We start from the raw sequence: 25901 nt of genomic DNA on the forward strand, positions 1-25901 counted from the left end.
ATGAAATCTGAGTTGAAAATCAAAGCTATTGAAAATGGTACTGTAATTGACCATATTACTGCAAATAAAGCGCTTCACATTCTTAAGATTTTAGGTCTTCCAGATGAAGATGTTATAAATGTTACAGTAGCTATGAATGTATCTTCTAGAGAAACTGGAAGAAAAGACATTGTAAAAATTGAAAACAGAGAAATTGACCATGAAGAATTAAATCAAATTGCATTAATAGCTCCAAAAGCTACAATAAACATCATAAGAAATTATGAAGTTATAAAAAAAGATAAGATAATTCTTCCACAAGTCATTAAATCAATAATAAAATGTACAAACGACAAATGCATTACAAATTACGAAAATGAACCTATTAATTCAAAATTTAATGTGATTGAATCTCAGCCACCAGTACTCAGATGTCATTACTGTGAAAAATTAATAAAAAATGAAGATATCGAAAAACAATTCGAATAATCTTCTATTTATTTTTTAAATAATCTGAAAGTCTTTTTGATAATGCAAGGATAGTCAATATTGGTGGCTTTCCCGGAGATATTGGCAATACACTTGCATCACTGACGAATAAACCTCCAATCTCTGTTTCCTGATTTGAATCTACAATCTTTCCGATTGGAGCTGTTCCTCCAGGATGTGCTCCCCTGTAAACTGTTGATCCGATTGTTGAAGGGTCAACACCTGCTTTTTCTAAAATAAAACCTGCTGTCGCAACACCTTCAGCCAAATAACGAATGTCCTGAATTGTATTGACTTTTACCACATCTCCGTCATCATCCACATATCCTTTAGCTTCATCGGATGTTTTAACCATAATACTTAAAATATCCTTGTCATCAACATTTTTATCGTCAATATTGCCTTTAATGAATGATGAAAAATGTGGTGATAAAACAAAGTTTTTGCCAACAACCAAACCGGCCATTTGCACTTCTGTGTTAAAATTAATATCTTTTAAGTATCCTCCAACAGATACAAACGGATCAAAGAATAATTCACGACCCGCATCTATTCCAACACTCCTTAAAATTAATGTTGAACCGATAGCCCCAGCAGATAAAACAACAGTATCTGAAAAAATTGACTTTTCTACACCATCTTTTATATATTTGACTCCTTTTACTTTGGAATCATCAACAATGACTTCGGTCACTTCTGCTTCAGCAATTAATGTTGCTCCATTCTCAACTGCTTCATCAACAAAGTCTTTTCCAGACCATTTTGCATCAGCAGGACATCCGAATGCACATTTTCCACATTGAATACAGTCTTTTTCACGAATTGCTTTAGGCATTTTAACTGTATTTAATCCGAGTTCACGACCAGCATCCAAAAATAATTGAGTACCACGGCCAATATGTGAATCATCCAACTCATGCACATCAATTAACTCTTCAACATACTTATATTCTTCTGAGATATCAATACCATACTCATGCAATTCACTGTCCAGTGCATGAACCATATTTGACATGGATACAATAGTTGCTCCGCCAATGCATGTTGTGGTCAATAAATCAACATCATCATTATACGCATCATAATAATTAAATGCATCTTTAGAATGAATATAAGGACCTTTTTCAATAATTGTTACATCAATATTATCTTTTGCTAATTCTCGAGCAATAATTGCCCCGCCGGCACCAGTACCAACAATAATTACCATAAAATATCACCAAATATTAAATTATGTCAATTGTTATATTTTACTCTCTTACTATAAAAATATTAATATTAAGTATTATGAAATCCAATATATTTAATGATTAAACTTTTTGAGTGATAGAATGGAAGAATACATTAACTTATTTGAAAAAGTTATAGAAAAAACAATCCCTAAAGTTGATTATATTGATATCAGAGCTGGAAAAGGAAATAGCACATCAATTTTAATGAAAGATGGAGAAATTGATGAAATTAACACTGGAATGAGTGTTTCAGCAAGGATTAGGGTATTAAATAATGGAGCTTGGGGATTTGCATACACAACAGACATGTCTAAATTTGATGATATCACCGAAACAGCACTTAAACTTTCAAACTCTCTAAAAGGAGATATTGAATTAGCTGAAAGTGATATTGTAAAAGATAAAATAGCAACTGATGTAAAAATACCATTTGAAGATATTTCCATTGAAGAAAAACAGGAAATAATGAAAGAAGCAAGCGACAGTGCAATGCTTGAAAATGTAAACAGTACAACAGTTGGCTATGGGGATATAGAATCCAATGAATTATTTTTAAACAGCGAAGGAAGTCAAATTGAAGTGAAAACAAGCCGTGTGAGAATGGCACTTAATGCTACAGCAACAGACGGACAAATAATACAATTTGGACATGGAAGCCTTGGTGGAGTAAAGGGATTTGAAATAATCAAGGATGCAGATATTGAAGAATTCGCAAGAAATGTAGGCAATAAAGCTCAAAGATTATTGAAAGCTGAACCTGCACCATCAGGAAAATTCAAAATCATTGCAGATCCGGAATTAACTGGAGTGATGATACATGAAGCATTAGGCCATGCAACTGAAGCAGATTTAATATTGCAAAATGATTCCATTCTTAAAGATAAATTAAACACAAAAATAGCTTCAGATATAGTCAATATATTCGATGATGCAACAATAAAAGACGGATTTGGATATTACCCTTATGATGTAGAAGGAGTTAAAACCAAACCTAACCAATTAGTTAAAGACGGTGAACTTGTTTCATTATTATCTTCAAGAGAAACCGCATCAAAATTAAATATGAAATCCTCAGGAAATGCAAGATCAATTATTGCAGATGCACCAATAGTAAGGATGAGCAATACGTACTTACAGCCGGGCGACATGACCTTTGAAGAATTGATAGAAGATATTCCTGATGGAATTTACTTAAAAGGTTCAAGAGGCGGACAAGTGGATACGGGTAAAGGAATTTTTCAATTTAATGCTGCTGAAGGATTTAAAATTGAAAATGGTGAACTAACAACAGCATTACGTGATGTGTCATTATCCGGAAATATCCTTGAAACATTAAACAATGTAGAAGCACTTGGAAATGACTTCAAATTAAGTGTGGGATTCTGCGGAAAAGACGGACAGACTGCACCAGTGGGAGATGGCGGACCACACACAAGAATCAATGATGCTATGGTTGGAGGAAGCAGTTAGGTGATAATATGATAAGTGAGGAAAACGGACAATACTTAGTTGAAGTTGCTAAAAATGCAATATCAACATATTTGGAAACAGGTAGGAGACCATTTATTCCTGAAGATTGTCCTGAAGAATTAAAAGAAGAATTAGGAGTATTTGTAACTTTAAATAAAAAGCATAGGCTAAGAGGATGCATCGGATATCCGGAACCTGTAAAAAGCCTTATCGAATCAACAATTGATGTGGCTATTGCAGCAGCATTTGATGATCCTAGATTTCCTGAGTTAAAAAAAGAAGAGTATAATGATCTTGAATTTGAAGTAACCGTTTTAACTCAGCCTGAACTAATTGAAATTGCACATCCAGACCAATACCTAAAAGAAATTGAAATTGGACGTGACGGATTAATCATTCAAAAAGGATATGCGAGAGGATTGCTTTTACCACAAGTTGCACCGGAAAATGGTTTTAGTGTGGAAGAATTCTTAGACCATACATGCATGAAAGCAGGAATAAGCGCTGACAGCTGGATGGATGAAAGCTGTGACGTGTATAAATTCCAAGGACAAATTTTTAAATAGTGATATATATGATGATACCAACGATACCGACCCCAGATGAAATTTTGGATAAGGGATTTAGCAGAGGAAAAAAGGCTGCAGATTTACTTAGAACACAAAAAATCCCAAAACATCTTAAGGGTAAGAAACTTGAAGAAAGAAGAGTAGTTACAGCATGTCAAGTTATTAAAGATAAATTAAAATCAATTCTTGATGCAGTTCCAGAAATTGAAGAGTTACATCCATTTTATCAAGATTATATTGATATTACAGTAGGCGTAGATTCCATGAAACAGGCATTAGGTGCACTTAACTGGGCATATGGAATTCTAGCCCAATTGGAAAGAGAATATTCCAATAAATTTAAAAGAAACCCTTCTGAAAGAGCAAGTTCCATTCAAAGAGAGGCATATGGAAGAATTGCATCTGTTGTTAATAAGATTGAAAAAGATCTGGACTTTTTGGACTTTGCAAAGGCAAGTTTAAGAAATATGCCAACGATTGATTTTGATGCAACAACCATTGTAATTGCAGGATTTCCAAATGTGGGAAAATCAACTCTCTTAAGACAGCTCAGCGGTGCTGATCCACAGGTTGCCAATTACCCATTCACAACTAAAGGAATCCAAATTGGACACACTGAAAGACACTGGAAAAGCATACAATTTATTGATACCCCAGGATTGCTTGACAGACCAGTCCTAGATATGAATGATATTGAAATGAATGCGATTGTAGCATTAGAGCATTTGGCCGATGCAATATTATTTATTTTTGACGGATCTGAAACCTGCGGTTTCCATTTGGAAAATCAATATAATTTATTAAAGCAAATAGAAAAGATATTTAGCGAAATTCCAATCATATATCTATTTAATAAGATGGACATTGAACAGGATGAAGAATACATTAATCAGTTTATAGATAATCCGGAAAATACATTGTTTATTTCAGCCATGGATGGAGAAGGAATTGATAAAATTAATGAAAAAATAGATAAAATCAAAAAAATTGACAGAACCCCGGATGATGTAGATGAAGAAGAACTTGATTATTATTAAAGGCAATATTTATATATTTTAATGAATAATCTAATATCAACATAAAATAATTATAAACCCCGGTGAAATTATGGTAGAAAAAGATGTTCTTGAAGAAAAAATGAATGAAAGAAAAGAAAAATTCGATTCAGCAAAAGAAAAAGTTGAAGAAAAAGTCGACGAAAAATATAACGAGAAAAAAGAAAAATTCGAACAAAGAAAAGAAAAAGGTAAAGTTTACTCTGAAAAATTTGTAAACGATTTAAACTGTACCATCGAAGAATTTAAAGAAAATTTCAAAAGTATGCAAAAGTATGCTGATGAAAAATTCAATGAATACAAAAATGCTACAATAAGTAACTTAGCTGTTGATTTAGTAGAAGCAGACGATATTTACTACTTAAAAGTTGCAATTCCAGGAATTACAAAAGATGATGTTGAAATTGAAGCTGGTGACAATGACCTTGTTATTACAGCAACATTCAAACCATTCGTCGAAGAATTAGGTTTTAACTTAGAAGCAGAAGACGAAGAAGATGCAGATGATGTTAGAATAATTGCATCCGAATTAACTGTTGGAAAATGTTCCAAAACTGTAAGATTTGAAAACAGCATTGATGTGGAAAAAATTACTGCAAAATATAAATCAGGTATAGTATTAATAACTATTCCTAAATTAATTATTCCAAAACACAAAGTAACTGTAGAATAAATTTTAAATAAAGTCTACTCTGCACCGCAGAGTAGTACCCATTTTATTTTTTTACCAAAAATAACCAATCACAAAAAAAGAATTAAATAAATTAATAACAGTAGATAGAATCTACCGTATTTAAAAAAAAATTAGTATCTGACTTTACCAATGTGTCTTGTAGCACCAGGATCTTCACCATTGAAATGTGCCAAATAGTAAACAAACCATTCAAGAGGAACAACAAAGATTAATGGAGATAATAACTTATCCACATCAGCATAGTCGCTTAAATTAAATAAAATTACTTTTGCTTCCAAATTATTGGAAAAATCAATAGCTTTTCTTGTAATTTCATCGGATTCAAAATCACAATCAAAGATAATCATCGGGACATCCTTTTCAGCACGTTCAATTAATCCATGCCTGAATTCTGATGAATACAAAGGACATGCATGCTTTATAGCACCCTCCATAAGCATGGTCATTGCTAATTTAAATGAAAGACCGAAGTTAGGTCCGCTTCCCAAACAGTAGAAAATTTCTTCATCCTTATACTGTTCAGCCAATTTTTTATTGTCTTCTTCAGTAGTCTTAAGCAATTCTTCAATGATATCTGGAATTTCTTTTAATTGAGATAACAATTCATCTTTGTTTTCATAATCAGATGCTGAAAATAAAATTTGATAAAGACAAGCGATTTGAGTTACATAAGTCTTTGTACCAAGAATAGCGGTTTCTGTTTCACACCTAGTTACAATTGGAGTTTTAGCTTCTTTAATCATTGAACTATCCGGTTCATTTGAAATTGAAACTGTGTGAATTCCGTATTCATTAGCACGTCTAAGAGATGATAATGTGTCTGCAGTTTCACCAGATTGTGAAGTGAAAATTGCCAGTGAATTTTCCCCTTTTTGTAAAAATTTATTATAATAAAACTCATAACCTGAGAATACTTCAATATTCATAGCAGTAGACATTCTAAGTGCATCCCTAACACTATAACAAGTTGATATTGAACTTCCACATCCAATTAAGTATACCTTATCTACTTTTTTTACTAACTCTGAAACTTCATCCATAGTAGATAATTCACTTTCAAAGGTTTTTCTTAGTGAATCTGGTTGTTCCATCATTTCATCATACATTTTATAGTTCATGAATAAAAACTCCTATAATTTTTATATAATATCTATATTTTATTTTTTAAAATATAAAAAGTTTTTTTAAAAAAGAGTTACAATGTTATATTGATGGAGATTGATTTAACAAAAATTAGCATGTTTAAAGGCCAACAATATGAAACTATCATAACTACAATCAACGATGACGGCAGTTTGAATGCCGCGCCGATAGGCATTTTATGCAGAGGAAAAGACAAGGTAATGTGCCGTATTTTTAAAGGAAGTCATACTTTAGAAAATATTATTTCCCAAAAGGAGTTCATTGTTAACATCTGTGAAAATCCTGAATTGTTTACATGGTCTTTATTGGACAATCTTGAAAAGGACGATTTTAGTGAAGATCAATCAATAAAAAATGTTGATGCTTATTTTAAATGTAAAGTTACCAGTATAAAAGAAGCCGTTAAACAAAGCGATCCAGTTAAAAAGAAATCCGAAGCAAATGTCATTAAGGCAGATGTCTGCAAACTGATTATCAGAAATCCTGTAAAAGCATATAATAGGTCATTCAGTTATGTTGTAGAATGCCTGGCCAATTTTTCAAGAATAGATATTGTCGATGATGAAAAAAGAAAATATTATCTTGATTCGTTTAAAGAAGCCCGTAGAGTTGTAAAAAAAGTAGGCTCTAAACAGGATAAAGAAGCTATGGATATGATAAAAAGTAAATTAAATGAAAAGGGATATGACATTTAATCTACAATAACATCTATGAATTCAAAATTATCCCCATCAAATAATCCCTTATCAGACATTTTTAAAGACGGAAGTACTAAAAGTGACATGAAAGCCATCGTCATGAATGGAGCATCAAGTTTACAACCTAATGCAGAAGCCATTTTCTGCAATACCCTCAATTTTTTAGCCACATCAAATGCATCCTTATTACTCATCAAACCGGCAATAGGAAGAGCTAAAGAATCACTGAAATCTTCACTTACAACAGCTATTCCACCTTTATTATCTATTACAGTATTTACTGCATTAGCCATCATTTCTGAATTATATCCGATGACAATAATATTATGAGAATCATGAGAAATTGATGATGCAATAGCTCCTTTTTTAAGGCCAAAACCCTGTATAAACCCATTAGCTATATTATTCCCACCATAACGTTCAACAACAGCTATTTTTAACACATCATGATAAATATCTGGTTGGACTTTGCCATCAACACATTTTAAATCTGCAGTTTTCTTTTTGGTCAACAATTCACCATTGTAACATTTTATTAAATTAACTTTACATTGGTCACCATCATAATATATGTCAAAATCTTCAGGCTGCTTTTTGGATGCATTAATAGTATTTTCAAATTCAACTTCACCACAATCAAACAAAACATTTTCACCATCGAATACGCATTCACCTGAAATATAAGTTTTTAATATATTAAAATCAACTATATTATCAATTATGACAAAATCTGCTTTTGCACCTGTTACAATAGCTCCAGCATCCAAGTTATAATGTGCTGCAGGATTGATAGTTACCATTTCAATAGCTTTAATTACATCCACACCTAATTCACATGCTTTTTTTACAGATTCATTTAAATAACCTCTAATCAAATCTCTAGGATTCTTATCGTCACTTACAATAAAGTCAAAAATCGGGGAGTGGATTCTTCGCTCAAGAACTTCAGTAGGTATTATTCCGAAACTATCCTGACTTTTCCAATAATTTACCCTTTCACTAAAATCAAAAAGAGCTTCCATATTCTTAGCAGATGAACCATCACGAACCATAATTTTCATGCCTTTCTGCTTTTTTTCAATAGCTTCTTTAAAATTACTGCATTCGTGGTCTGTAATGATATATTGTTCTAAATATTTATCCAATTCTTTACCTGAAAGCAATGGAGCATGACCATCAATAGGCAAATTATAATCTCGAGCCAACTTTAATTTTCTTAAAACTTCCTCATCCCCATTTAAAACACCAGGAAAATTCATCATTTCTCCAAGTGCTACAACTTCATCTTTTTTAAGTAAAAATTCAATATCATCAGAGTTCAAAGTAGCACCAGCAGTTTCAAAAGTAGTTGCTGGAACACAAGAAGGAGCAGAGAAATAAAAATTAAATGGAACTTGACGGGCATTTTCAATCATGAATTCAATACCTTCAATTCCACAAACATTAGCTATTTCATGAGGATCACAAACAACAGATGTAGTACCATGTCTAACAGCAATTTTAGCAAACTGCGCAGGTGTCAACATGCTGCTTTCAATATGAATATGGGAATCAATAAAACCTGGAATCAATAATCCTTCAACATCAACACTTAAGTTGTCATCAGAAACAATAGGAACAATTTCTTCAAAAACCCCATTATTGATAGTAATTCTGGCAGGATAAACTGAATTTGTTAATACATCCAAAATATAAGCAGTGAATGGCATTTTTAATCCTCTTTTAATGCATTATAAAGCAATGGCAAGAATGTTCCAATATCCGTAACAATACCAACTACCTGTGCACTACCCCTATCTGATAACTTAGTAACAGTGGATGGATTTATATCCACACAGATACTTTTAACTCTTGAAGGAAGCAAATTACCTGTTGCAATTGAATGGAGCATAGTTGAAATCATGAGAACCATGTCAACTTCCTGAGCGTATTTTCTCATGACTTTTTGCGCTTCAATAACGTCCGTCATGACATCAGGAAGAGGCCCATCGTCACGAATGGAACCTGCAAGAACAAATGGAACATCATTCTTTATGCATTCATACATGATTCCGCCGGTTAAAGTACCGTCTTCAACAGCTGCTTTAATGGAACCTGAACGATTGATTTTATTGATTGCTCTCATATGGTGAGTATGTCCATGAGCAACAATCTTACCTGTTTCTACTTCAATACCTAAAGAAGTTCCGAATAAGTTTGATTCAATATCGTGAGTAGCTAAAGCATTTCCTGCCATTATAACATCAATATAGCCTTCCCTAATCAATGATGCAAGATATTTTCCTGAACCGGTATGAACAATAGCTGGTCCTCCGACAATACCTATTTTACCGCCTTTTGCTTTGATTTCTTTCATTTCTTCAGCAATACCGTTGATTAAATTCATTAAAGGTTTTTCAGATGAAACTTCACTGTTCATAAATTCAAATACTTGCTGTTCATCCCTTGACCTATGTGGAGGAGAAACTTTAACACCATCCAAACCAACTACAATTTTATCTCCGGATTTTACTTCTGCAATCGGTTTTACAAATGCACGATTTTCCTGTTCATCCACAACAACCAAACAGTCCATTTCAATATCTTCAACAGGAATCCAATTACCATTATAAAAAATATGAGTAGTGTGGTTTGATGAAGAGTAAAAACCTTCAGGAGCAACCTTATCTTTTGTAGATGCAACTAACTGAACTTCCTTAAGTTCATCAATTGATGCACCAAGAACAGACAATTCATCCAATATAGATTCTAATAATTCGGGAGATTTAGCGGAAACTTCTATTTTCGCTCTACTAATATCAGATTTCTTTCTTCCAACATTAATTTCCAAAATATCAAATTCTCCACCTTTGTCCATAATTATTGCCATTGTTTTAGTTAAAGTTAATGAATCAATAATATGTCCAGAAAGGCCAATAGTTCTTTTATACATAACATTTTGCTCCATTTTAGTTAATATTATAATTATATTAACCGTGATATTTAATGGTATTGTTAAAAATAAGAAAAATGAAGTTGGAATAAATTATTAACACACAATATGAACATTGCTATTATCATGCTAATAGCATATACAAACCCATAAAATAGCAAAAAACAATATAATAATCATGGATATTAAAGATGACATGAGAATCATATCATTATTACTTCGTTCCAAAAAAAGAGTTGAGGTATTAAAATCTTTAGAATTTGAAGATAAAATTCCATCTAAAATCAGTAAGGATATTGGTGATAACAGCAATCATGTATCAAAATATTTAAAAAGCTTAAAAGATGCAGATTTAGTTGTTTGTTTGAACGAAGAAGATAACAGATATAGATTTTACAGCATTACAGATAAAGGATCTTATTATCTAAAGCAAGTAAAAGACAAATATGAATAACTACATATCCAAAGCATTAACAGAACAGTTTCTAATACATTCACCACACAATATACATTCAGTCCCATTCACTCTTTTTCTGGAATTATTTAGCATATCAACATCCATTGGACAATTTTTTAAGCACATATTACAATTAACACATTTATCTTCATCAACAGTTACTCTTAAAAGAGAATAATAACTACTTATTTTTAAAAATACTGCAATTGGACAAACATATTTACAAAAAGCCCTGTTGTCTTTAAATATGAAGGCCAGTGAAATGCCCAATACATAATATACAATATTTCCAAGGATAAATGTATAATACATTATTATCTCCAGATTTGGAATTTTAAATAGGAATAATCCTAAAATAAAAGTGAAAATAATTATGAATAACACATATCTAATATATCCATAGTTTTTTCTTGGATTTTTAGGTGCTTTATATGGAAGCAAATCCAGTATCATTGCAGTCCAGCATGCATATCCACACCATCCACGGCCAAAAAGTAAAGGTCCAGCAATTTTTGCAACCAAAAAATGAATTACAGCCGCTTCAAATACTCCTAAAAACAAATAATACCAGAAACCTGAAATCAGCATGTTTTCATGACCGATTATTCCTAAAAAAATCAGCAAATAACATCCTATACCAAACATTACTATATTACGACCATATTTGTAGCCATTTACAAGCAATCCTATTCCAATAGCTAGAGCAGTCCCAATATAAACAAAATTATAAATATAGAAATCATTGCCAGTTATAAAATAAATTAAAAAAGCTATAACTAAAAAAGTTATTTCAATAATTAATGGTGCCTTAATTTTCATTTAAATCAAAGATAAAAAATCATAAATGATTTTAGCAGCAGTTACTGCAGTATTTTCGCCCAACCGATCAGTTGCAGTTTCAACTACATCCATCCCAACAACATTCTTAAAAGATAAAGACCTAATCAAATCCTCTATTTCAGAAATGAATAAACCACCAGGAGTTGGGTTTCCAACAGAAGGAGCAATAGCTGGATCTAAAACATCCATATCAATTGACAGATAAATAGGAGTGTCTACAGTTGTTAAATAATATTCTACAGCATCCATATGACGATGAACATCCTTATTTTTAAATGTCTGAATATTATATGTAGATTTAACAAAGTCTTCTTCTTCAATTGATGAGGATCTTATTCCAATCTGAACCAAATCCACACCGAATTCATGAGCTCTTCTCATAACAGTTGCATGAGAGTATTTCTCACCAATGAAATCAAATGCCAAGTCCCTGTGTGCATCCAAATGAACTACAGTTAATTTTTCATATTTTTCAGATAATGCTTTTATCACACCGATAGATGCTGAATGCTCACCACCAATAGTAATCGGCTTAATGCCCAAATCAAACAGTTCATTAACTGTATCTTCAACGATGTTGCATGTAGCTTCACAATTTCCAGGAACTACATTCACATCACCGAAATCATAGAATATACAATCAAGAGATGTTTTAAAATTAATATTATAATTTTCAAAACCATATGACGCTTCACGAACAACAATAGGACCTAAACGAGAACCTGAATGATATGATGTTGTGCTGTCAAAAGGTACACCGATTATGCCATATGAATCCTTTTCAATGTTATCAAAATCAGTTTCTGCGGAAAATGCGAATTTCCACGGTTCATAAGTATTCAATAGCATAATATATCTTAAAAAAAAGAATAATAGAGAACTTATTTAGTTCTCATGATTTTCATATTGCCTAAAGCTACAATATATTCCACTTCAATACCTTCAGAGATTTGGTCTTTTAAGTCTTCAGGCATTGGTAAATCTAAAGTGTCGTAACTTTCCATATCCATTAACTGAACATTGTCACCTTGGATAGATAATACTTGACCTACTCTTTTATCAATAATAGGAATATCTACTTTAGTATCTACAGGTTTAACAATACTTCTTTTTTGATTATCAAAGATACCTACTGCTTCTAATCTTGCTTTAGCAGCCCCGTGTTTACCCGGGGATGAGGTAGTTAAACTAGTGATTTTAGATGCTTCTCCACCTAATACAATATATTTTCCAACTTTTAATGTTTTAATCTCTACAACTTTAGTTGACATTAATTTTCCTCCATAAATTCCAGAATTTTTATAATCTATAATAAGAATTATTTTAGATTAATTATTAATTTTATTTAATATTTTATATAAACTATTCGATTAACCTATTATAACAAAGGTTACTGCTAAAAGAATTGTCATCAAAATAACCCAAAAAATTACAAATATCTTTTTTATATCGCTTTCACCTTTGGTGATATATGATTCACCTTTAACATCAGAAGACCTTTTTCTTGTATTCTTATATTTATCATCATTTCTCAGATAACTATAAAATGCCCTGCATATAAAAACGAATGCAATCATCAAAATTCCAGAAAAAGCAATGTTTAATCCGGGACTAATCCACATTACAACAGACGATAGAAGTAACATCAGCATTAAAAATAAAACTCCCGTGAGTACCAATGAAATATATTTGTTTATAATCATACTTTTATATAAATAAAAAGTATATAATAAAATTAGTGATAAAATGAAAATAGCGATTGTTAGTGGAAAAGATGAAGGACCTACAAAATTAAATGCTTTTGACAATGCTTTAACTGATGCTGGAATTGGTGACGTGAATTTGATTAAAGTATCCAGCATGTTATCAGAAAATACTAAAATTACTGAATTACCTACACTTAAACCAGGATCTATGGTAAACTGCGTATTATCCGAAATTACTTCAGATAATCCTGGAGATGAAATAAATGCAGTATTGGCAGTGGCTATTGGAAAAGAATTAGGATGTGTTGTTGAAACAACAGGAATTAACAAAAATGAAGATGATTTGATTGATGAAGCAAAATTCATGGTTACATACATGATGGAAAAGCGCAATGTTGAGATTGAAGAATTAATTGTCGAAAAAGCTACAACAAAAGTTAAAGAAATAGCTTCTGTTGTAGCATCTGTAGTTTATTTAGAAGAGTGAAAACATGGATGCTAAAGATAAAAAAATAGCTACCGATTTAGCTTACGAAATAATTAGAGAAGTAAGTATAGCAATTAGACCTTATGCCGGAACTCCTGAAGCCGGTGAAAAAGTAAAGATGGGTGCTGACGGAACCCCTACATCCTACATAGATATTATTGCTGAAGATAAAGTAATAAATATCTTAAAAAATGCACCTGTTTTATCATACATCATCAGTGAAGAAGTTGGTGAATTAAAACTGGGAAAAGGAACTAAAAGAAGCATCAATTTATCCGAAGAACTGAAACGTGACGATTTGACTGAAGAGGAAACTCCGAAATTCATATTTTTAGTTGATCCTATTGATGGGACAAGCAATGCAATTAAAGAAATACCTGCATATGGAATTTCAATTGCAGTAGCGAATGTTCCTGAAGGCAGATTGGCTACATTGAATGATGTGGAATTAGGTTTTATCAGCAATTTTGGAAACGGAAACTTTTTTGAAGCTGAAAAAGGCAAAGGATGTTGGCTAAACAATGAAAGAGTTCACCCAAGTGATGTTATAAACATTAGTCAGATGACATTAGGAGGATTTACAAAAAGCGGAACATCTTCAGCATCAAAATTAGTTGATAATGCTAGAAGAATGCGCGTTTTAGGTTCTGTGGTGTTAGAATTATCCTATGTTGCAAGCGGAAGATATGATGCATTTCTTGATTTGAGAGGGAGTAGAATTATTGATGTCGCCGCTTCAAAACTAATTGTTGAAGAAGCTGGAGGAATTATTACATCAAAACATGGTGAAAAACTAAATAACAAGCTAAGCATATATGAAAAGGCAATAGTGGTAGCAGCCAATAATAAAATTCTTCACAAACAGATAATCAATATATTAAACGATAATGAAGCAGATATTATTGGAAAAGTTGGTATTTTAAGTCGTGTTGATCAGGAAAAGGCAATATTGTTCTCTGCGAAACTTGTCGAATACTTTTTAACAAACGGTATTGAAGTTGTTGTGGAAAAAAGACTGGCCAGCAAAATTGAGGAATTAAAACAGGATCCTAAAATCGAAAAAATTATTGAAAAAATAATTAAAAAATGCCCGGACATTGCAGAAGCGCTGCATGATTTGAATTTGAATATTGACTTTATGAAAATTGCAAAAGACACCCATGAGTTTGAATGTGATATGGCAGTTGTTTTAGGTGGAGATGGAACATTACTTAGAGCTCAGGCAAAACTTAAAGAAGAAACCCCATTGCTTGGAATAAATATGGGTACAGTTGGATTTTTAACTGATGTTGAAGTAAAGGAAACATTTAATGCACTGAATAAAATTATTAAAGGAGACTATTATAAAGAAAAAAGAAGCAAATTAATGGTTTCACACGAAAATCACTATTTTAATGCGATGAATGAAGTAGTCATAATGACAAACAAACCTGCAAAAATGCTGCACTTTGAAATTCAGGTTGATGGAGAAACAATTGAAGAAGTAAGAGCTGACGGACTTATAATATCTACACCTAGCGGATCTACAGCTTATGCAATGTCAGCAGGAGGTCCGATTGTTGATCCTAAGCTTGAAGGGCTCATCATCATACCAATATGTCCATACAAGTTAGGTGCCAGACCATTTATTGTATCGGATACCAGCGAAATAACTGTAAAATTACTTAAGAAAGGTAAAAGTGCAGTATTTGTAATGGATGGCCAAATCAATGAAGAAGCAGATTATCTTGAGGAAATCAAATTTAAAAAAGCAGATAAAGACGTTTATTTCATAAGAACCAGCAGCAAATACTTCTATGAAAAAGTTAAAGATAAATTAAAAGAAGGTGGACTCAAAAAACAAGAAGGGTGTTTATAGTGAACACCCTTGTAATCGATTTAACACATGGGGGAGTTAAAATTGCAGTAAGCCTTGCAAAAAAAGGAGATAATGTTTACTGCTATGATATTTACAATACACTCAAAGACATTGAAAAGAGAATGCTTGATGTCTATAATATCGAATTGATTCAATTAGACGATTTAAAAAAATTTAATGATGATTTAAAAGTTATTTACCCAATACATCTACCATTAAGCAATGATGAAATAAAAGAATATAATCCAGATTTGAATTACACATTCATTACACATCACCAAGCAATATCTGAAATTCTAACAGGCTGGGGAAAAGACATAAATAAGATTGAAGTGACTGGAGTTAAAGGCAAAACAAGTTGCGTATTCATGCTTAAAGAAATATTCATGGATTATAACCCTTTGATATTATCAAGTTTAGGTGCATTAATCTATGAAAATAATAAAGAGATAATTTTACAGAAAAATATATCCATTACTCCTGCAAACATCAAAGAAACAATTGATTTGGCATATAAGCTAGCCAATCCAATTTGTGGTGGACAAAAAAAAGATCAGATTTATAAATGTGCAATTTTTGAGTCATCGCTTGGCACCAGCGGAATTGGTGATGTAGGTCTTTTGACAAATATTGTAGAAGACTATCCGATAGCCAAAAACAAATCTTCAGCAAGTGCTGCAAAAAAACAGGTTTTTAACTGCAAAATTGTTTGCTGCAATAAGGAATCTCTGGACAAATATTATAATAATATTAATCACACCAAAATCAATACATTCAGCATAAATGATAAATCTGCCAATTTATATGTTAAAAACGTTGACTATTCACTTGATGAAACTAAAATCAGCATCATTTTTAATAACATTAAAACGAAAAATGATGATGTGATTAATGGTGAAATGAAAATAAAAACATTTGCTCCAGGACCACACCATGTTTTAAATGTTTTAGGTGTTGTAGAAACTGCATTATCCTTGAATATTGATAAAAACAAAATAATTTACGGATTAAGAAATTATAAAGGAATACCAGGAAGAACAAATAAAAGAAATGTTGAAAATAGCATAATTATTGAAGAAATAAATCCTGGAATCAATACAAAAGCCATTGAAGCATCAGTTAACATGTTAAATGATGAATCAAATTACCTCATTTCAATCGGAGGAGATTACGGAATAACCTGTGAAGAAATTAATGAAGATTCTGTTGCAAAGTTTATTGAAAACATAGACAATGAAATTATTTTAACTGGAGAAGTTGGAAAAAGCATTTCTGAAAAGATTAGTAAAGAAGTATTGTTTATTGAAGATTATAATTCTGTTTTTGACTTTGCAATTAAAAATAATAGAAATTTACTTTTTATTTACAGATCAGACTACAGAAAACTATCCCAAAGATAATAATTACCAGTTAATAACAAAAAAATGTAATATATAATTTACTAAAAATTGAAACATTTAATTATAATTAAAAATAGAATATATTTTGTAAATTTGAATAATAGTTATAAGTTAAAACTTATATGCAAAATAAAAAAAAATTGAATTTTTTCTGCAATACTATAAAATTGGAGACGATAATTTTGATTGTTGGAACAAGAGGTAGTCAATTAGCGCTTGCACAAACAAAACAAGTTTGTCAGGATTTAACCAAAATAACTGGAGAACAAATTGACTTAGAAATCATTAAGACGAAAGGAGATAAAATCACTACTTCCCAATTATACAACATGGATTCCAAAGGTCTTTTTACAAAAGAATTGGATATTGCATTGTTAGACGAAGAAGTTGATTTTACTGTCCACAGTTTTAAGGATTTGCCTACCGAGTTAGATGAAGACTTGGAAATTGTTGCAGTTCCAATACGTGAATCTCCTCGAGAAGTATTGATATCTGAAAAAAGTTGGGAAGAATTAGAACCAGGTTCCAAATTAGGTACCAGCAGCCTCAGACGCGAAGCATTTTGTAATCACTATGAAAAAGACTTTGAACTTAAGCCTATTCGAGGAAACATCGAAACAAGAATTAATAAAGTTTTTGAAAGTGATTTGGATGCTACGATAATGGCCGAAGCAGGATTGAAAAGACTCGGTTTAACAGAAAATATTAAAACAGTATTTCCAATCGATTATATTACTCCACCTGCAGGACAAGGCGCATTAGCAATAATAACCAGAAAAGATTCAAATAAAAAGAAAATCATTTCCAAATTAAATGATTATACTTCAATGCAAGAAGTATTTGCTGAAAAAAAAGTATTGGAAGAATTGGGTGTTGGTTGCCAATGGCCAATTGGTTCAATAGCACAAATGAAAGATAAAAAGTTTAATATTTACTCAATATTATTAACAAGAGACGGAGAAATCCTAAAAGAACAAAATGAAACTGGTTCAATTAAAAATGCAGTTGAATTAGGTAAAAAAATTGGGAAAGTATTCGAGGATTATGTTTAAGTGGAGGAATTAAAATTGAGAACTGTTAATGTAGGAGTTATCGGAGTAGGGGCAATGGGTGAAAACCATGTTCGTGTATACCATAAAATGGATGAAGCTAATTTAATTGCTGTTTCTGATGTTAATGAAAGAGCACTTAAAAAAATTGAGCGAAAATATGGTGCAAAAGGATACACTGAATATAGCGAACTACTCGAAAATCCAGATATTGAAGTAGTAAGTGTATGTGTTCCAACTACTTTCCACCATGCAGTTGTAATGGAAGCTATTAAAAATAAAAAACATGTGCTTGTTGAAAAACCAATAGCATTTACATTGAATGAAGCTGAAGAAATGATTGCTGCTGCAAAAGAAGCTGGAGTAATTCTTGCAACAGGACATGTCGAAAGATTCAATCCTGCTGTTCAAAAAGCTAAAGAACTCATTGAAGAAGGAGTAATTGGTGACATTGTATCTGCATTTGCAAAAAGAGTAGGACCACTCCCACCTAGGATAAAAGACGTTGGTGTTTCAATAGATTTAGCAATTCACGATTTAGATATTATGAATTACCTGTTTGAAGAGGAAGTTACTCAAGTTTATGGAACTATGAACAGTATACTTAATGATTGTGATTTTGAAGACCATGCAGAAATAATGGTAAGTTTCGATAACGAATCAACAGGAATAATTGAGGTAAATTGGTTAACTCCATACAAAAGAAGAGAACTTGAACTTACCGGAACAGATGGAATTATCTCTGTAGATTACATCAAACAAAGTATAGAAGTTTTTGGAAAATTTGCACAAGATATCCAAATCACACATGAAGAACCTTTAAAAGGAGAATTAAAATCATTCTTAAATGCTGTTGTTAATGAAGAAGAACCAGAAATTACTGGTGAAGATGGGCTTAAAGCTCTTAAAATGGTAATAGCAGCAAATAAATCATCTAAAGAACATAGACCAATTAGTTTAGATGAACTTGGGGAATAGTGATATTTATGAAAAATAAATTAATTCAAAAAGCTCAAGAGTTAAGGCAACATGGATTTACAACTGGTGAAATAGCTGATGAACTTAACGTAAGTATGGACACAGCAAGATGGTTAACTCTTCAGAAACCTAGTGAAGAGAAAATTGAATCCCCCGGAGACTTTGCCATCAATTGGAAAAGCATTGGAGGAAATTCAACCCGTTTAAGTTATGTTTCAGGTGCTTTAAGTGATTTAGCATTATCCCATGGTGAAGCAGATGTTGTTTTAGGAATTGCAGTTAGTGGAATCCCATTTGCAACAACAATGGCCGACTTTTTAGAAGATATGACTGGATTTGACACATCTTTAGCCATTTTCCACCCAAACAAACATAGAAAAGATCAGGACAAAACAGATGATGAAGGTACTATCAGTACAAATTTCGGAACTGTCGAAGGTAAAAAAGTCATCATCGTTGATGATGTAATTACAAGTGGAAAAACCGTTAAAGAAGTAATACATACAGTTAAAGACAATGGCGGGGAGCCTACCTGTGTTACTGTCCTAATCGATAAAGCAGGACTTTCAGAAATAGAAGGAGTTCCTGTGGAATCTTTAATTAAAGTAAGTAGATTATAATCATCTACTTTTAATTCTATTTTTTATCTATCACCACAATATTAAAAAATTTTAATTTAATATGAACAAATTACCATGAAATTACATTAAATTTATAATAAATTTAATTAAAAATATCTTTAAATAATATCAAAAACATACAATATAACAGAAATTATTAAGGAACAACGAAATTATGGACATATACTTATTACAAAACGTGGCAATGATTTTAATCACTGCGGTAATAGTCCTTCTAATTTTTAATAAACTCAAATTACCTACAATGATAGGTTTATTCATTACCGGAATCGTAATCGGTCATGTCATCAACGACACGAGCATGATTTCAACATTATCAGAATTAGGTGTTGTATTTTTATTATTTATAATAGGACTGGAATTCTCAATAGAAAAGTTCTCTGCAATAAAGCACTATGCTCTATTTGGAGGTATTCTACAGGTTAGTCTGACAACAATCTTAGTAACACTGCTTGGACTAGGATTAGGCCTTGTATTAAACAGTGCAATATTTTTAGGATTTTTAGTGGCATTTTCAAGCACTGCTATCGTAATGAAAATAATGCAACAGAAACATTTAAATCACTCTGTTCAAGGAAGAGTTACCTTAGGTATTTTAATATTTCAAGATATTGCAGCCATTGTTGTAATTTTAATCACACCTCTTCTTGGCGGACAATCAATTGAATTGCACACATTTCCGGAATTGCTTATTAAGTTAATTGGTGTGGCAATATTAATAGTTATTGGAGCGAAATGGTTTATCCCATTAGCTCTAAAAGATGCTGCCAAAACCAAAAATAGAGATTTATTCATGCTCCTGACATTATTCATTTGTATGGGAACCACATTTGCAACCAGCCTAATCGGTATTGGACCAGAACTTGGTGCATTCCTTGCAGGATTGCTCATTTCAAATACAGAATATTCACACCAGACATTAGGTTATATCCAACCATTCCAGGATGTGTTCATGAGCCTATTCTTCATCAGTATCGGATTGATGGTTAACCTGCATTTATTCATATACAATATTGGCATAATTTTAGCTTTAACGACAATTATACTCCTCATCAAATTTGCAGCTACCCTATTGACCGGAATCGTGTTAAAACTTCCAAACAAGATATCCATTTCAATAGCTATTCTTTTAAGCCAAATTGGGGAATTTTCTTTTGTTCTTGCAAGGGAAGGAATGACATATGGATTAATGACTCAAAGATTCTTTTCAATATTTTTGGGCGTCAGTATTTTAACGATGTCCGTTTCACCATTTTTACAAAAATTCACACCACAAATAACAAAATTATTGAGCAAATCCAGTTATTTCCAAGAAGAAGGAGAGTTAAAAACATTACCGGAAGAATTAACTGAAGCTCAACCCATAAAAGATCATGTTATTCTGGTCGGTATGGGTCGTGTCGGAAAGCAAATGACAAAGGCATGTAATCAGTTCAATGTTCCCATCCTTGCTGTTGACATGAATCCTATAGTTGTTGAACAGCAGCAGAATTTAGGTGTTCCAATCATATATGGTAATGCATCAAATGAGAATGTTTTAAAGCAGCTTCGAGTAACCAGCGCACAGTGCATTGTCATATCTGCTTCAACATATGAAGGAACTCTCAACACAATCGATGCGGCAAGGAGATTGAACCCAGATATCCATATCATTGTAAGAACAAAATATCTGAAAAATATTGAGGAAGTTATCGAAGCAGGGGCTGATGAAGTAATTCCTAAAGAATTTGAAACAAGTATTTTAATGTTTACAAGAATCATGGACTATTATAATAAGGATATGGATGAAATTGCTGATGCTGTCAATGACTTAAGATCAGATAACTATGATGCATTTCGTAGCGTATCATCAGAGGACGTTTCAGCATACTTAAGCAACTCATTTACAGAAGTGGAACTTGATTCGCTAAGAGTTTATAATGATGCACACATTAGCGATTTTCCTTTTGAAAAAAACAATCTGACTGTCACAAGCGTTATCCGTGACAATTCAACAATCATATATATCGATGAAAAGTTCCAATTCCTGGAAGACGATATCATCTTGTTTACAGGATTGCGACATGATATAAACAAATTTTTTGAAGATATTGAATTTTGATACAAACATGATAGAAAATTATTCATTTTTAAACATGTTTTCAGGTATAGTACTTTACCAAATTATTATGTTGGATTTGGTAAAAATTCTTGGGCTGTTACACTTTTAGTAGTATAAGGATTACCAAGCTATCCCCGGATTACTTTCCGGTTTGTTAATTTTATTAACAATTATACTTAAGTAATATAAATATAAGTAATTTTATGATTAATATAAATCATATTACTTTATGACACAAATATTTCTTTAACTCATTTGCACATATCCCAATTTATTTTGTTAAAAATGATTATTTTAAACAATATTCCATTAAATAAGTCAAAATTTATTGCATGCAAAAACTAGATTAAAATAGGTATAATATTTGAGAAAAAAAGATAATAATTTAGAAAAGTAGAAAATCTACAAATCCAAATCAAAATTTCGCACACGAATAATTAAAAAAAATATGGATTTTTTTAATTTTCATTAATTACTATGTCATGATTAGTATATAAATATTATAGTCATATAAAAATTACATCAATCGAGTAAAAATTTTAAATAATTATATGATACATAAACCACCAAAATAACAGCAATTATTGTTTGGATTAAAATAAGAATATTTAAAGAATCATAATTTATAATTTTAGAAACTTCTGTTGATGCAATTGCAGTTATAACAAATGGAAAAGTGAATGCAGAATAACTTGGATAAAAATCCAAATTCCGATACTCTATTACTTTTATCAATGCAAATATGAAAAACACAAAAGCAGTCAAGTATAATCCAAGTAAAAATTCCATAGAAATAACATTTGCGGAATTTGTATATCCCACAATCAATATACTGAAAATAGCTGTAAAAATACAGATTAATGGCTTATTTTGATCCAGCTTATTCGGATACTTCAAATATCTATAAACCACTAAAGGCAATGTAACAATCATTGCAACAAAACCGAATATGAAAAAGTAAAATCCGATTTCATTAAGGCCATGAACATGTGCAGTAATAGCACCCATAGTTATTCCAATAAAGACTATCCACCAACTGGGATAGACCACATTTATATCAAATTTACATATAATATAACGATAAGTAAACCAAACAATCAATAGAATATGTAAAGCTACACCCAAAATCCAAACACTTAATGCCAAAGTGCCATTAAATTGATTAAGGTATGTAGATAAAATCATCAAAGCCATGGAAAAAGTTCCGGAATTTGACAGAATTACTGGATTGGACAGGTCTTTTTTAATTTCCTCCGGATAAAAAACTAACTTTAAAACAAGTAATAAAATCAATAAAATACCAATTATTCCACAAATTAACCTGATATTTGAATTATAAACCGCCAAAAGATTTCCTAAAGATAAAATAGCTAAAATCAATCCAGAAACTGGAACAGGTATTTTTTTTATAATATTCATCAACAATATCTTTCGTTGAAAAAATTAATAAAATTATCTATTGAAGTCTGTTACCACAATTAGTACAAAAAACATCTCCTTGTGTTACTATCTGACCACAGTTAGGACATTTTGACTTGTCATCATGTAATTTAAAACCGCATGAAGTGCAAAATTGATCACTTTCACTAATGTTTACACCACAATTTGGACAAAACAGATGACTATCAAATTTAGACCCACAATTAGTACAGAATACCGCATCTTCATATTCTTTATGCCCACAATTTTTACAGGCCTTCATTGAAGTGTTTTCGACTTTAGGAGCATAATTGGCATCAGGACGATCTGCCAACACAGGCCTTGAATAATCAATGCCATCTTCAATTTCATCCACTAAAGACCTCATGACAGCAATTCTTTTATCATCTGCAGGATGTGTTGAAAAAAAATCAAAGTTGTTGGCATTCTGACCGCTCATTTTCTGCCAGAATGCAGGAACACCCGTGATATCATAGCCTGCCCAATGAATAATTAACATACCTAATCTGTCTGCTTCAAGTTCCTGGTCTCTTCCCCATGGATTCAATAGTAAAAACTGAGAACCAATATCCACACCATTAACGGCAGCTCTTGTAAGGCCACCTATCTCTCCCATACCAATTAAATCAAAAGCAAAACTGCCGAACCATGAGACAGTGGTCAGTGTATTTTTTGTATTTTGAGCACTGGCTCTTGTTCTTGTGTGGTCAAGCAATGCATGAGCCATTTCATGACCTAAAATAAAAGCCAATTCCTCTTCACTATTGGCAACAGATAAAATTCCAGAAAATACTGCAATCTTACCTCCAGGAATACAGAATGCATTTACAGTATTATCTAAAAGCAAATGAAATTCCCAATCATAATAATCTTCAACATAGTCAAGTCTTCCAATTGAAGACAGATAATTATAAACTGCCTTAATTAAATTGGTTGCAACATTATAAATTAATTGACCTTCAGGCGTATTATCTATAATTTGAGCTTTGTTAATAATAGCATAATATTCACGATAGCATTCTGCTAAAAATTGATCATCATTAACTTTATCATAATGTTTACGTCCAGTGAATGGATTTAATGGACTCCTGTCATCTTTTGCCATAATATGAAATTTATTGTTGCAATAATATAAATATTGTTATTAATATGTTATTAAATCCATTACTAGAATATTCTAGTAACTGGAAAAAAATCCATTTTGAAATAAAAATAAAATCAATAATCCTTAATTTCATTAATTTTTTCATCCAATTTATTTTTAATTATTTTAACACATTCTTCGCCTTCACTATCCAATCTGAAAGGATCTTTACTTGAAACGCCAAAATCCTTTAAAACATCAACAACTGCAACAGTTTTAAAGACATTAATGCCCTTATTTTCTAGAATCTTATTTACGCATGCACCATCGCAGCCATTGACTGCAATAATAGGGTATTTTTTAAGCATTTCATTATTTTTTCCATCAATATCCGCTGAAGTTGAACCCATACATATGGATATTACATCATCATGTTCCTCCCGACAATCCCCCACGGCGACACGTGAAACCAAACCGTTAGGACTCATGCCATTACATGGTGCCAGTGCAATCTTATCTGCCATAATATCACCTCAATATTTAATTAATATTATACATCATATTTTATATAAAGAGTGATTATTATGAGCATTTTAGTAGCATATTATTCCAGAACAGACATAACAAAAAAAGTGGCTGATGAAATAGCTGGCAGATTGAATGCAGATAGTGAAGAAATAATATCTGAAGTAAAATATGATGGAAAAATAGGTTATGCACGTGCAGGTAAAGACGGCATGACTGCAAAAATCATTAAAATCGGAGATTTAAAGTATGATCCGTCAAATTATGATATGGTATATCTTGGAGTTCCGGTATGGGCAGGAAAAGCCGCAAACCCTATGATTTCATACATCAAACAAAACGAAGGTAAATTCAACAATGTAAAATTTTTTGTTACTGCAGGTTCAAGCGGTTTTGAATCAGCTTTTAAACAGATGGAAGACTTTGTTGGAAAATCACCATTGAAAACACTATCATTAACAACAAAAGAAGTTAAGAAAGGAGAATATATGGAAAAATTAGCATCATTTTTAGAATGAATTTAAATTATTTACGTAATTTAAGTTCAATATTTCTTTTTTCACCACAATGAATTAGCTTTTCTTTTATGAATAGTGATTTTTCATCCAAATTCATATTAATAGTTGATTCATCACATTCTTTTAATACATTGTTCAAATCATCAAGTTCAAGCAAATTAACGGCAAGAGCGAAAAAAACATCCCTGTGACCAGCATCATAATCAGACAGAAACTTATTAAGAATCTTCTTTTTTTCCAGTTGTTTTTCATGATACTTTTCAATGCCAATTGTTTTTGCCTTTTGCATGTCTTTTAATTAATTTTTGTGTGAAATTAGGGAATCACGCTTATCTATTCCATCATACTTGGAGCATGGATACTCCCCACATTCAAAACAATAGTCAATGTTTCCATGCTCAATGCTACATGGTGCTATTCCACATATTAATGCACAGGAACTTCCCTCCCGACATCCAGTACAGTTTCCACGAATGAATGAAAGACACAAACTGCAATTCAACCCACATAATGAAAAAAGCAAATCATTTCTTTTTAATGTATTTTTTGTCAAGAT

Annotated in this window: 28 protein-coding genes; 15 read left to right on the plus strand and 13 right to left on the minus strand. The window is 31.7% G+C overall.

Annotated features, from left to right (window positions below; genetic code table 11):
• Nucleotides 1–468: an aspartate carbamoyltransferase regulatory subunit gene (gene pyrI, locus SM9_RS08890; RefSeq protein WP_058739809.1), complete on the plus strand. Its 468-nt coding sequence runs from the start codon at nucleotides 1–3 to the stop codon at nucleotides 466–468.
• A 4-nt stretch (nucleotides 469–472) separates the two neighbouring features.
• On the opposite strand, the gene SM9_RS08895 is transcribed toward pyrI, so the two are convergent.
• Complete coding sequence (locus SM9_RS08895; protein WP_058739810.1) at nucleotides 473–1678, minus strand: GMC family oxidoreductase N-terminal domain-containing protein; 1206 nt, start codon at nucleotides 1676–1678, stop codon at nucleotides 473–475.
• 121 nt (nucleotides 1679–1799) lie between these two features.
• Here SM9_RS08895 and SM9_RS08900 point away from each other — a divergent pair, with 121 nt between their 5' ends.
• The 4 genes from SM9_RS08900 to SM9_RS08915 all read left to right on the plus strand — a co-directional run bounded on the left by SM9_RS08900 (nucleotide 1800) and on the right by SM9_RS08915 (nucleotide 5467).
• Entirely contained in the window at nucleotides 1800–3170 is a 1371-nt protein-coding gene (locus SM9_RS08900) for a TldD/PmbA family protein (RefSeq protein ID WP_058739811.1), read from the plus strand.
• 8 nt (nucleotides 3171–3178) lie between these two features.
• Complete coding sequence (locus SM9_RS08905) at nucleotides 3179–3736, plus strand: TIGR00296 family protein (RefSeq protein ID WP_058739812.1); 558 nt, start codon at nucleotides 3179–3181, stop codon at nucleotides 3734–3736.
• Nucleotides 3737–3744: 8 nt separating this feature from the next.
• The gene (locus tag SM9_RS08910) at nucleotides 3745–4776 is read left to right on the plus strand and encodes an NOG1 family protein (protein WP_058739813.1); all 1032 of its coding nucleotides are present in this window, start codon (nucleotides 3745–3747) and stop codon (nucleotides 4774–4776) included.
• 70 nt (nucleotides 4777–4846) lie between these two features.
• Nucleotides 4847–5467: an Hsp20/alpha crystallin family protein gene (locus tag SM9_RS08915; RefSeq protein ID WP_058739814.1), complete on the plus strand. Its 621-nt coding sequence runs from the start codon at nucleotides 4847–4849 to the stop codon at nucleotides 5465–5467.
• A gap of 131 nt (nucleotides 5468–5598) precedes the next feature.
• Here the strand turns inward: SM9_RS08915 and SM9_RS08920 are convergent, their stop codons facing one another.
• Nucleotides 5599–6606, minus strand: coding sequence for an SIS domain-containing protein (locus SM9_RS08920; RefSeq protein WP_058739815.1), 1008 nt, complete (start codon nucleotides 6604–6606; stop codon nucleotides 5599–5601).
• 93 nt (nucleotides 6607–6699) lie between these two features.
• Here SM9_RS08920 and SM9_RS08925 point away from each other — a divergent pair, with 93 nt between their 5' ends.
• Complete coding sequence (locus SM9_RS08925) at nucleotides 6700–7326, plus strand: DUF447 domain-containing protein (protein WP_058739816.1); 627 nt, start codon at nucleotides 6700–6702, stop codon at nucleotides 7324–7326.
• On the opposite strand, the gene ade is transcribed toward SM9_RS08925, so the two are convergent.
• Nucleotides 7323–9038: an adenine deaminase gene (ade, locus tag SM9_RS08930; RefSeq protein WP_058739817.1), complete on the minus strand. Its 1716-nt coding sequence runs from the start codon at nucleotides 9036–9038 to the stop codon at nucleotides 7323–7325. The genes SM9_RS08925 and ade overlap by 4 nt on opposite strands.
• Nucleotides 9039–9040: 2 nt before the next feature.
• Nucleotides 9041–10261, minus strand: coding sequence for an ornithine cyclodeaminase, nickel-pincer nucleotide-dependent (locus SM9_RS08935; protein ID WP_058739818.1), 1221 nt, complete (start codon nucleotides 10259–10261; stop codon nucleotides 9041–9043).
• A gap of 178 nt (nucleotides 10262–10439) precedes the next feature.
• Between SM9_RS08935 and SM9_RS08940 the strand changes: the two genes are divergently transcribed.
• The gene (locus tag SM9_RS08940; protein WP_058739819.1) at nucleotides 10440–10715 is read left to right on the plus strand and encodes a winged helix-turn-helix domain-containing protein; all 276 of its coding nucleotides are present in this window, start codon (nucleotides 10440–10442) and stop codon (nucleotides 10713–10715) included.
• Here the strand turns inward: SM9_RS08940 and SM9_RS08945 are convergent, their stop codons facing one another.
• From SM9_RS08945 to SM9_RS08960, 4 genes are all read right to left on the minus strand, one after another.
• Nucleotides 10716–11537, minus strand: a complete 822-nt coding sequence (locus SM9_RS08945) for a 4Fe-4S binding protein (protein WP_058739820.1) — start codon at nucleotides 11535–11537, stop codon at nucleotides 10716–10718.
• On the minus strand, nucleotides 11538–12407 hold the full coding sequence (speB, locus tag SM9_RS08950; RefSeq protein ID WP_058739821.1) for an agmatinase: 870 nt from the start codon (nucleotides 12405–12407) through the stop codon (nucleotides 11538–11540).
• A 32-nt stretch (nucleotides 12408–12439) separates the two neighbouring features.
• On the minus strand, nucleotides 12440–12829 hold the full coding sequence (locus SM9_RS08955) for a translation initiation factor IF-5A (RefSeq protein WP_058739822.1): 390 nt from the start codon (nucleotides 12827–12829) through the stop codon (nucleotides 12440–12442).
• A 99-nt stretch (nucleotides 12830–12928) separates the two neighbouring features.
• A complete protein-coding gene (locus tag SM9_RS08960) occupies nucleotides 12929–13210 on the minus strand; it encodes a hypothetical protein (protein WP_157064722.1) in 282 nt (93 codons plus the stop codon).
• A 94-nt stretch (nucleotides 13211–13304) separates the two neighbouring features.
• On the opposite strand from SM9_RS08960, the gene SM9_RS08965 reads away from it, so the two are divergent.
• The 7 genes from SM9_RS08965 to SM9_RS08995 all read left to right on the plus strand — a co-directional run bounded on the left by SM9_RS08965 (nucleotide 13305) and on the right by SM9_RS08995 (nucleotide 21778).
• On the plus strand, nucleotides 13305–13751 hold the full coding sequence (locus tag SM9_RS08965) for a pyruvoyl-dependent arginine decarboxylase (protein ID WP_058739824.1): 447 nt from the start codon (nucleotides 13305–13307) through the stop codon (nucleotides 13749–13751).
• 4 nt (nucleotides 13752–13755) lie between these two features.
• Entirely contained in the window at nucleotides 13756–15609 is a 1854-nt protein-coding gene (locus SM9_RS08970) for a bifunctional NADP phosphatase/NAD kinase (protein ID WP_058739825.1), read from the plus strand.
• A complete protein-coding gene (gene cfbE / locus SM9_RS08975; protein ID WP_058739826.1) occupies nucleotides 15609–17009 on the plus strand; it encodes a coenzyme F430 synthase in 1401 nt (466 codons plus the stop codon). Before SM9_RS08970 ends, cfbE begins: the two co-directional genes overlap by 1 nt.
• Before the next feature lie 182 nt (nucleotides 17010–17191).
• Nucleotides 17192–18061 (plus strand): hydroxymethylbilane synthase, encoded by an 870-nt coding sequence (hemC, locus tag SM9_RS08980; protein ID WP_058739827.1) that lies wholly within the window; start codon nucleotides 17192–17194, stop codon nucleotides 18059–18061.
• Between the two features lie 15 nt (nucleotides 18062–18076).
• A complete protein-coding gene (locus SM9_RS08985) occupies nucleotides 18077–19036 on the plus strand; it encodes a Gfo/Idh/MocA family protein (protein WP_058739828.1) in 960 nt (319 codons plus the stop codon).
• Nucleotides 19037–19044: 8 nt separating this feature from the next.
• Entirely contained in the window at nucleotides 19045–19656 is a 612-nt protein-coding gene (locus SM9_RS08990; RefSeq protein ID WP_058739829.1) for an orotate phosphoribosyltransferase-like protein, read from the plus strand.
• Between the two features lie 175 nt (nucleotides 19657–19831).
• Nucleotides 19832–21778, plus strand: coding sequence for a cation:proton antiporter (locus SM9_RS08995; protein WP_083495892.1), 1947 nt, complete (start codon nucleotides 19832–19834; stop codon nucleotides 21776–21778).
• A gap of 522 nt (nucleotides 21779–22300) precedes the next feature.
• Here the strand turns inward: SM9_RS08995 and SM9_RS09000 are convergent.
• From SM9_RS09000 to SM9_RS09010, 3 genes are all read right to left on the minus strand, one after another.
• Nucleotides 22301–23197, minus strand: coding sequence for a TDT family transporter (locus SM9_RS09000; RefSeq protein WP_058739831.1), 897 nt, complete (start codon nucleotides 23195–23197; stop codon nucleotides 22301–22303).
• A gap of 37 nt (nucleotides 23198–23234) precedes the next feature.
• A complete protein-coding gene (locus SM9_RS09005; RefSeq protein ID WP_058739832.1) occupies nucleotides 23235–24323 on the minus strand; it encodes a M48 family metallopeptidase in 1089 nt (362 codons plus the stop codon).
• Between the two features lie 113 nt (nucleotides 24324–24436).
• Nucleotides 24437–24826, minus strand: a complete 390-nt coding sequence (locus SM9_RS09010; protein WP_058739833.1) for a putative zinc-binding protein — start codon at nucleotides 24824–24826, stop codon at nucleotides 24437–24439.
• 60 nt (nucleotides 24827–24886) lie between these two features.
• Here SM9_RS09010 and SM9_RS09015 point away from each other — a divergent pair, with 60 nt between their 5' ends.
• On the plus strand, nucleotides 24887–25345 hold the full coding sequence (locus tag SM9_RS09015) for a flavodoxin family protein (protein ID WP_058739834.1): 459 nt from the start codon (nucleotides 24887–24889) through the stop codon (nucleotides 25343–25345).
• Between the two features lie 7 nt (nucleotides 25346–25352).
• Here SM9_RS09015 and SM9_RS09020 read toward each other — a convergent pair whose 3' ends face one another.
• Nucleotides 25353–25634: a hypothetical protein gene (locus SM9_RS09020; RefSeq protein WP_058739835.1), complete on the minus strand. Its 282-nt coding sequence runs from the start codon at nucleotides 25632–25634 to the stop codon at nucleotides 25353–25355.
• 9 nt (nucleotides 25635–25643) lie between these two features.
• The gene (locus tag SM9_RS09025; protein WP_058739836.1) at nucleotides 25644–25898 is read right to left on the minus strand and encodes a DUF3795 domain-containing protein; all 255 of its coding nucleotides are present in this window, start codon (nucleotides 25896–25898) and stop codon (nucleotides 25644–25646) included.
• Nucleotides 25899–25901: the final 3 nt, after the last annotated feature.

Source organism: Methanobrevibacter millerae, assembly GCF_001477655.1.
In the GTDB taxonomy this organism is placed as follows: domain Archaea; phylum Methanobacteriota; class Methanobacteria; order Methanobacteriales; family Methanobacteriaceae; genus Methanocatella; species Methanocatella millerae_A.

Coding starts and splice junctions, on each gene's coding strand:
- SM9_RS08965 (WP_058739824.1), top strand. CDS start 13,305: ATGAAAATAGCGATTGTTAGTGGAAAAGATGAAGGACCTACAAAATTA.
- SM9_RS08935 (WP_058739818.1), bottom strand. CDS start 10,261: ATGTATAAAAGAACTATTGGCCTTTCTGGACATATTATTGATTCATTA.
- SM9_RS09015 (WP_058739834.1), top strand. CDS start 24,887: ATGAGCATTTTAGTAGCATATTATTCCAGAACAGACATAACAAAAAAA.
- SM9_RS08900 (WP_058739811.1), top strand. CDS start 1,800: ATGGAAGAATACATTAACTTATTTGAAAAAGTTATAGAAAAAACAATC.
- SM9_RS08990 (WP_058739829.1), top strand. CDS start 19,045: ATGAAAAATAAATTAATTCAAAAAGCTCAAGAGTTAAGGCAACATGGA.
- SM9_RS09010 (WP_058739833.1), bottom strand. CDS start 24,826: ATGGCAGATAAGATTGCACTGGCACCATGTAATGGCATGAGTCCTAAC.
- SM9_RS08910 (WP_058739813.1), top strand. CDS start 3,745: ATGATGATACCAACGATACCGACCCCAGATGAAATTTTGGATAAGGGA.
- SM9_RS08895 (WP_058739810.1), bottom strand. CDS start 1,678: ATGGTAATTATTGTTGGTACTGGTGCCGGCGGGGCAATTATTGCTCGA.
- SM9_RS08940 (WP_058739819.1), top strand. CDS start 10,440: ATGGATATTAAAGATGACATGAGAATCATATCATTATTACTTCGTTCC.
- SM9_RS08995 (WP_083495892.1), top strand. CDS start 19,832: ATGGACATATACTTATTACAAAACGTGGCAATGATTTTAATCACTGCG.
- SM9_RS08915 (WP_058739814.1), top strand. CDS start 4,847: ATGGTAGAAAAAGATGTTCTTGAAGAAAAAATGAATGAAAGAAAAGAA.
- SM9_RS08955 (WP_058739822.1), bottom strand. CDS start 12,829: ATGTCAACTAAAGTTGTAGAGATTAAAACATTAAAAGTTGGAAAATAT.
- pyrI (WP_058739809.1), top strand. CDS start 1: ATGAAATCTGAGTTGAAAATCAAAGCTATTGAAAATGGTACTGTAATT.
- SM9_RS08960 (WP_157064722.1), bottom strand. CDS start 13,210: ATGCTGATGTTACTTCTATCGTCTGTTGTAATGTGGATTAGTCCCGGA.
- SM9_RS09000 (WP_058739831.1), bottom strand. CDS start 23,197: ATGAATATTATAAAAAAAATACCTGTTCCAGTTTCTGGATTGATTTTA.
- SM9_RS08970 (WP_058739825.1), top strand. CDS start 13,756: ATGGATGCTAAAGATAAAAAAATAGCTACCGATTTAGCTTACGAAATA.
- SM9_RS08945 (WP_058739820.1), bottom strand. CDS start 11,537: ATGAAAATTAAGGCACCATTAATTATTGAAATAACTTTTTTAGTTATA.
- SM9_RS08920 (WP_058739815.1), bottom strand. CDS start 6,606: ATGAACTATAAAATGTATGATGAAATGATGGAACAACCAGATTCACTA.
- ade (WP_058739817.1), bottom strand. CDS start 9,038: ATGCCATTCACTGCTTATATTTTGGATGTATTAACAAATTCAGTTTAT.
- SM9_RS08905 (WP_058739812.1), top strand. CDS start 3,179: ATGATAAGTGAGGAAAACGGACAATACTTAGTTGAAGTTGCTAAAAAT.
- speB (WP_058739821.1), bottom strand. CDS start 12,407: ATGCTATTGAATACTTATGAACCGTGGAAATTCGCATTTTCCGCAGAA.
- SM9_RS09020 (WP_058739835.1), bottom strand. CDS start 25,634: ATGCAAAAGGCAAAAACAATTGGCATTGAAAAGTATCATGAAAAACAA.
- SM9_RS08925 (WP_058739816.1), top strand. CDS start 6,700: ATGGAGATTGATTTAACAAAAATTAGCATGTTTAAAGGCCAACAATAT.
- SM9_RS09005 (WP_058739832.1), bottom strand. CDS start 24,323: ATGGCAAAAGATGACAGGAGTCCATTAAATCCATTCACTGGACGTAAA.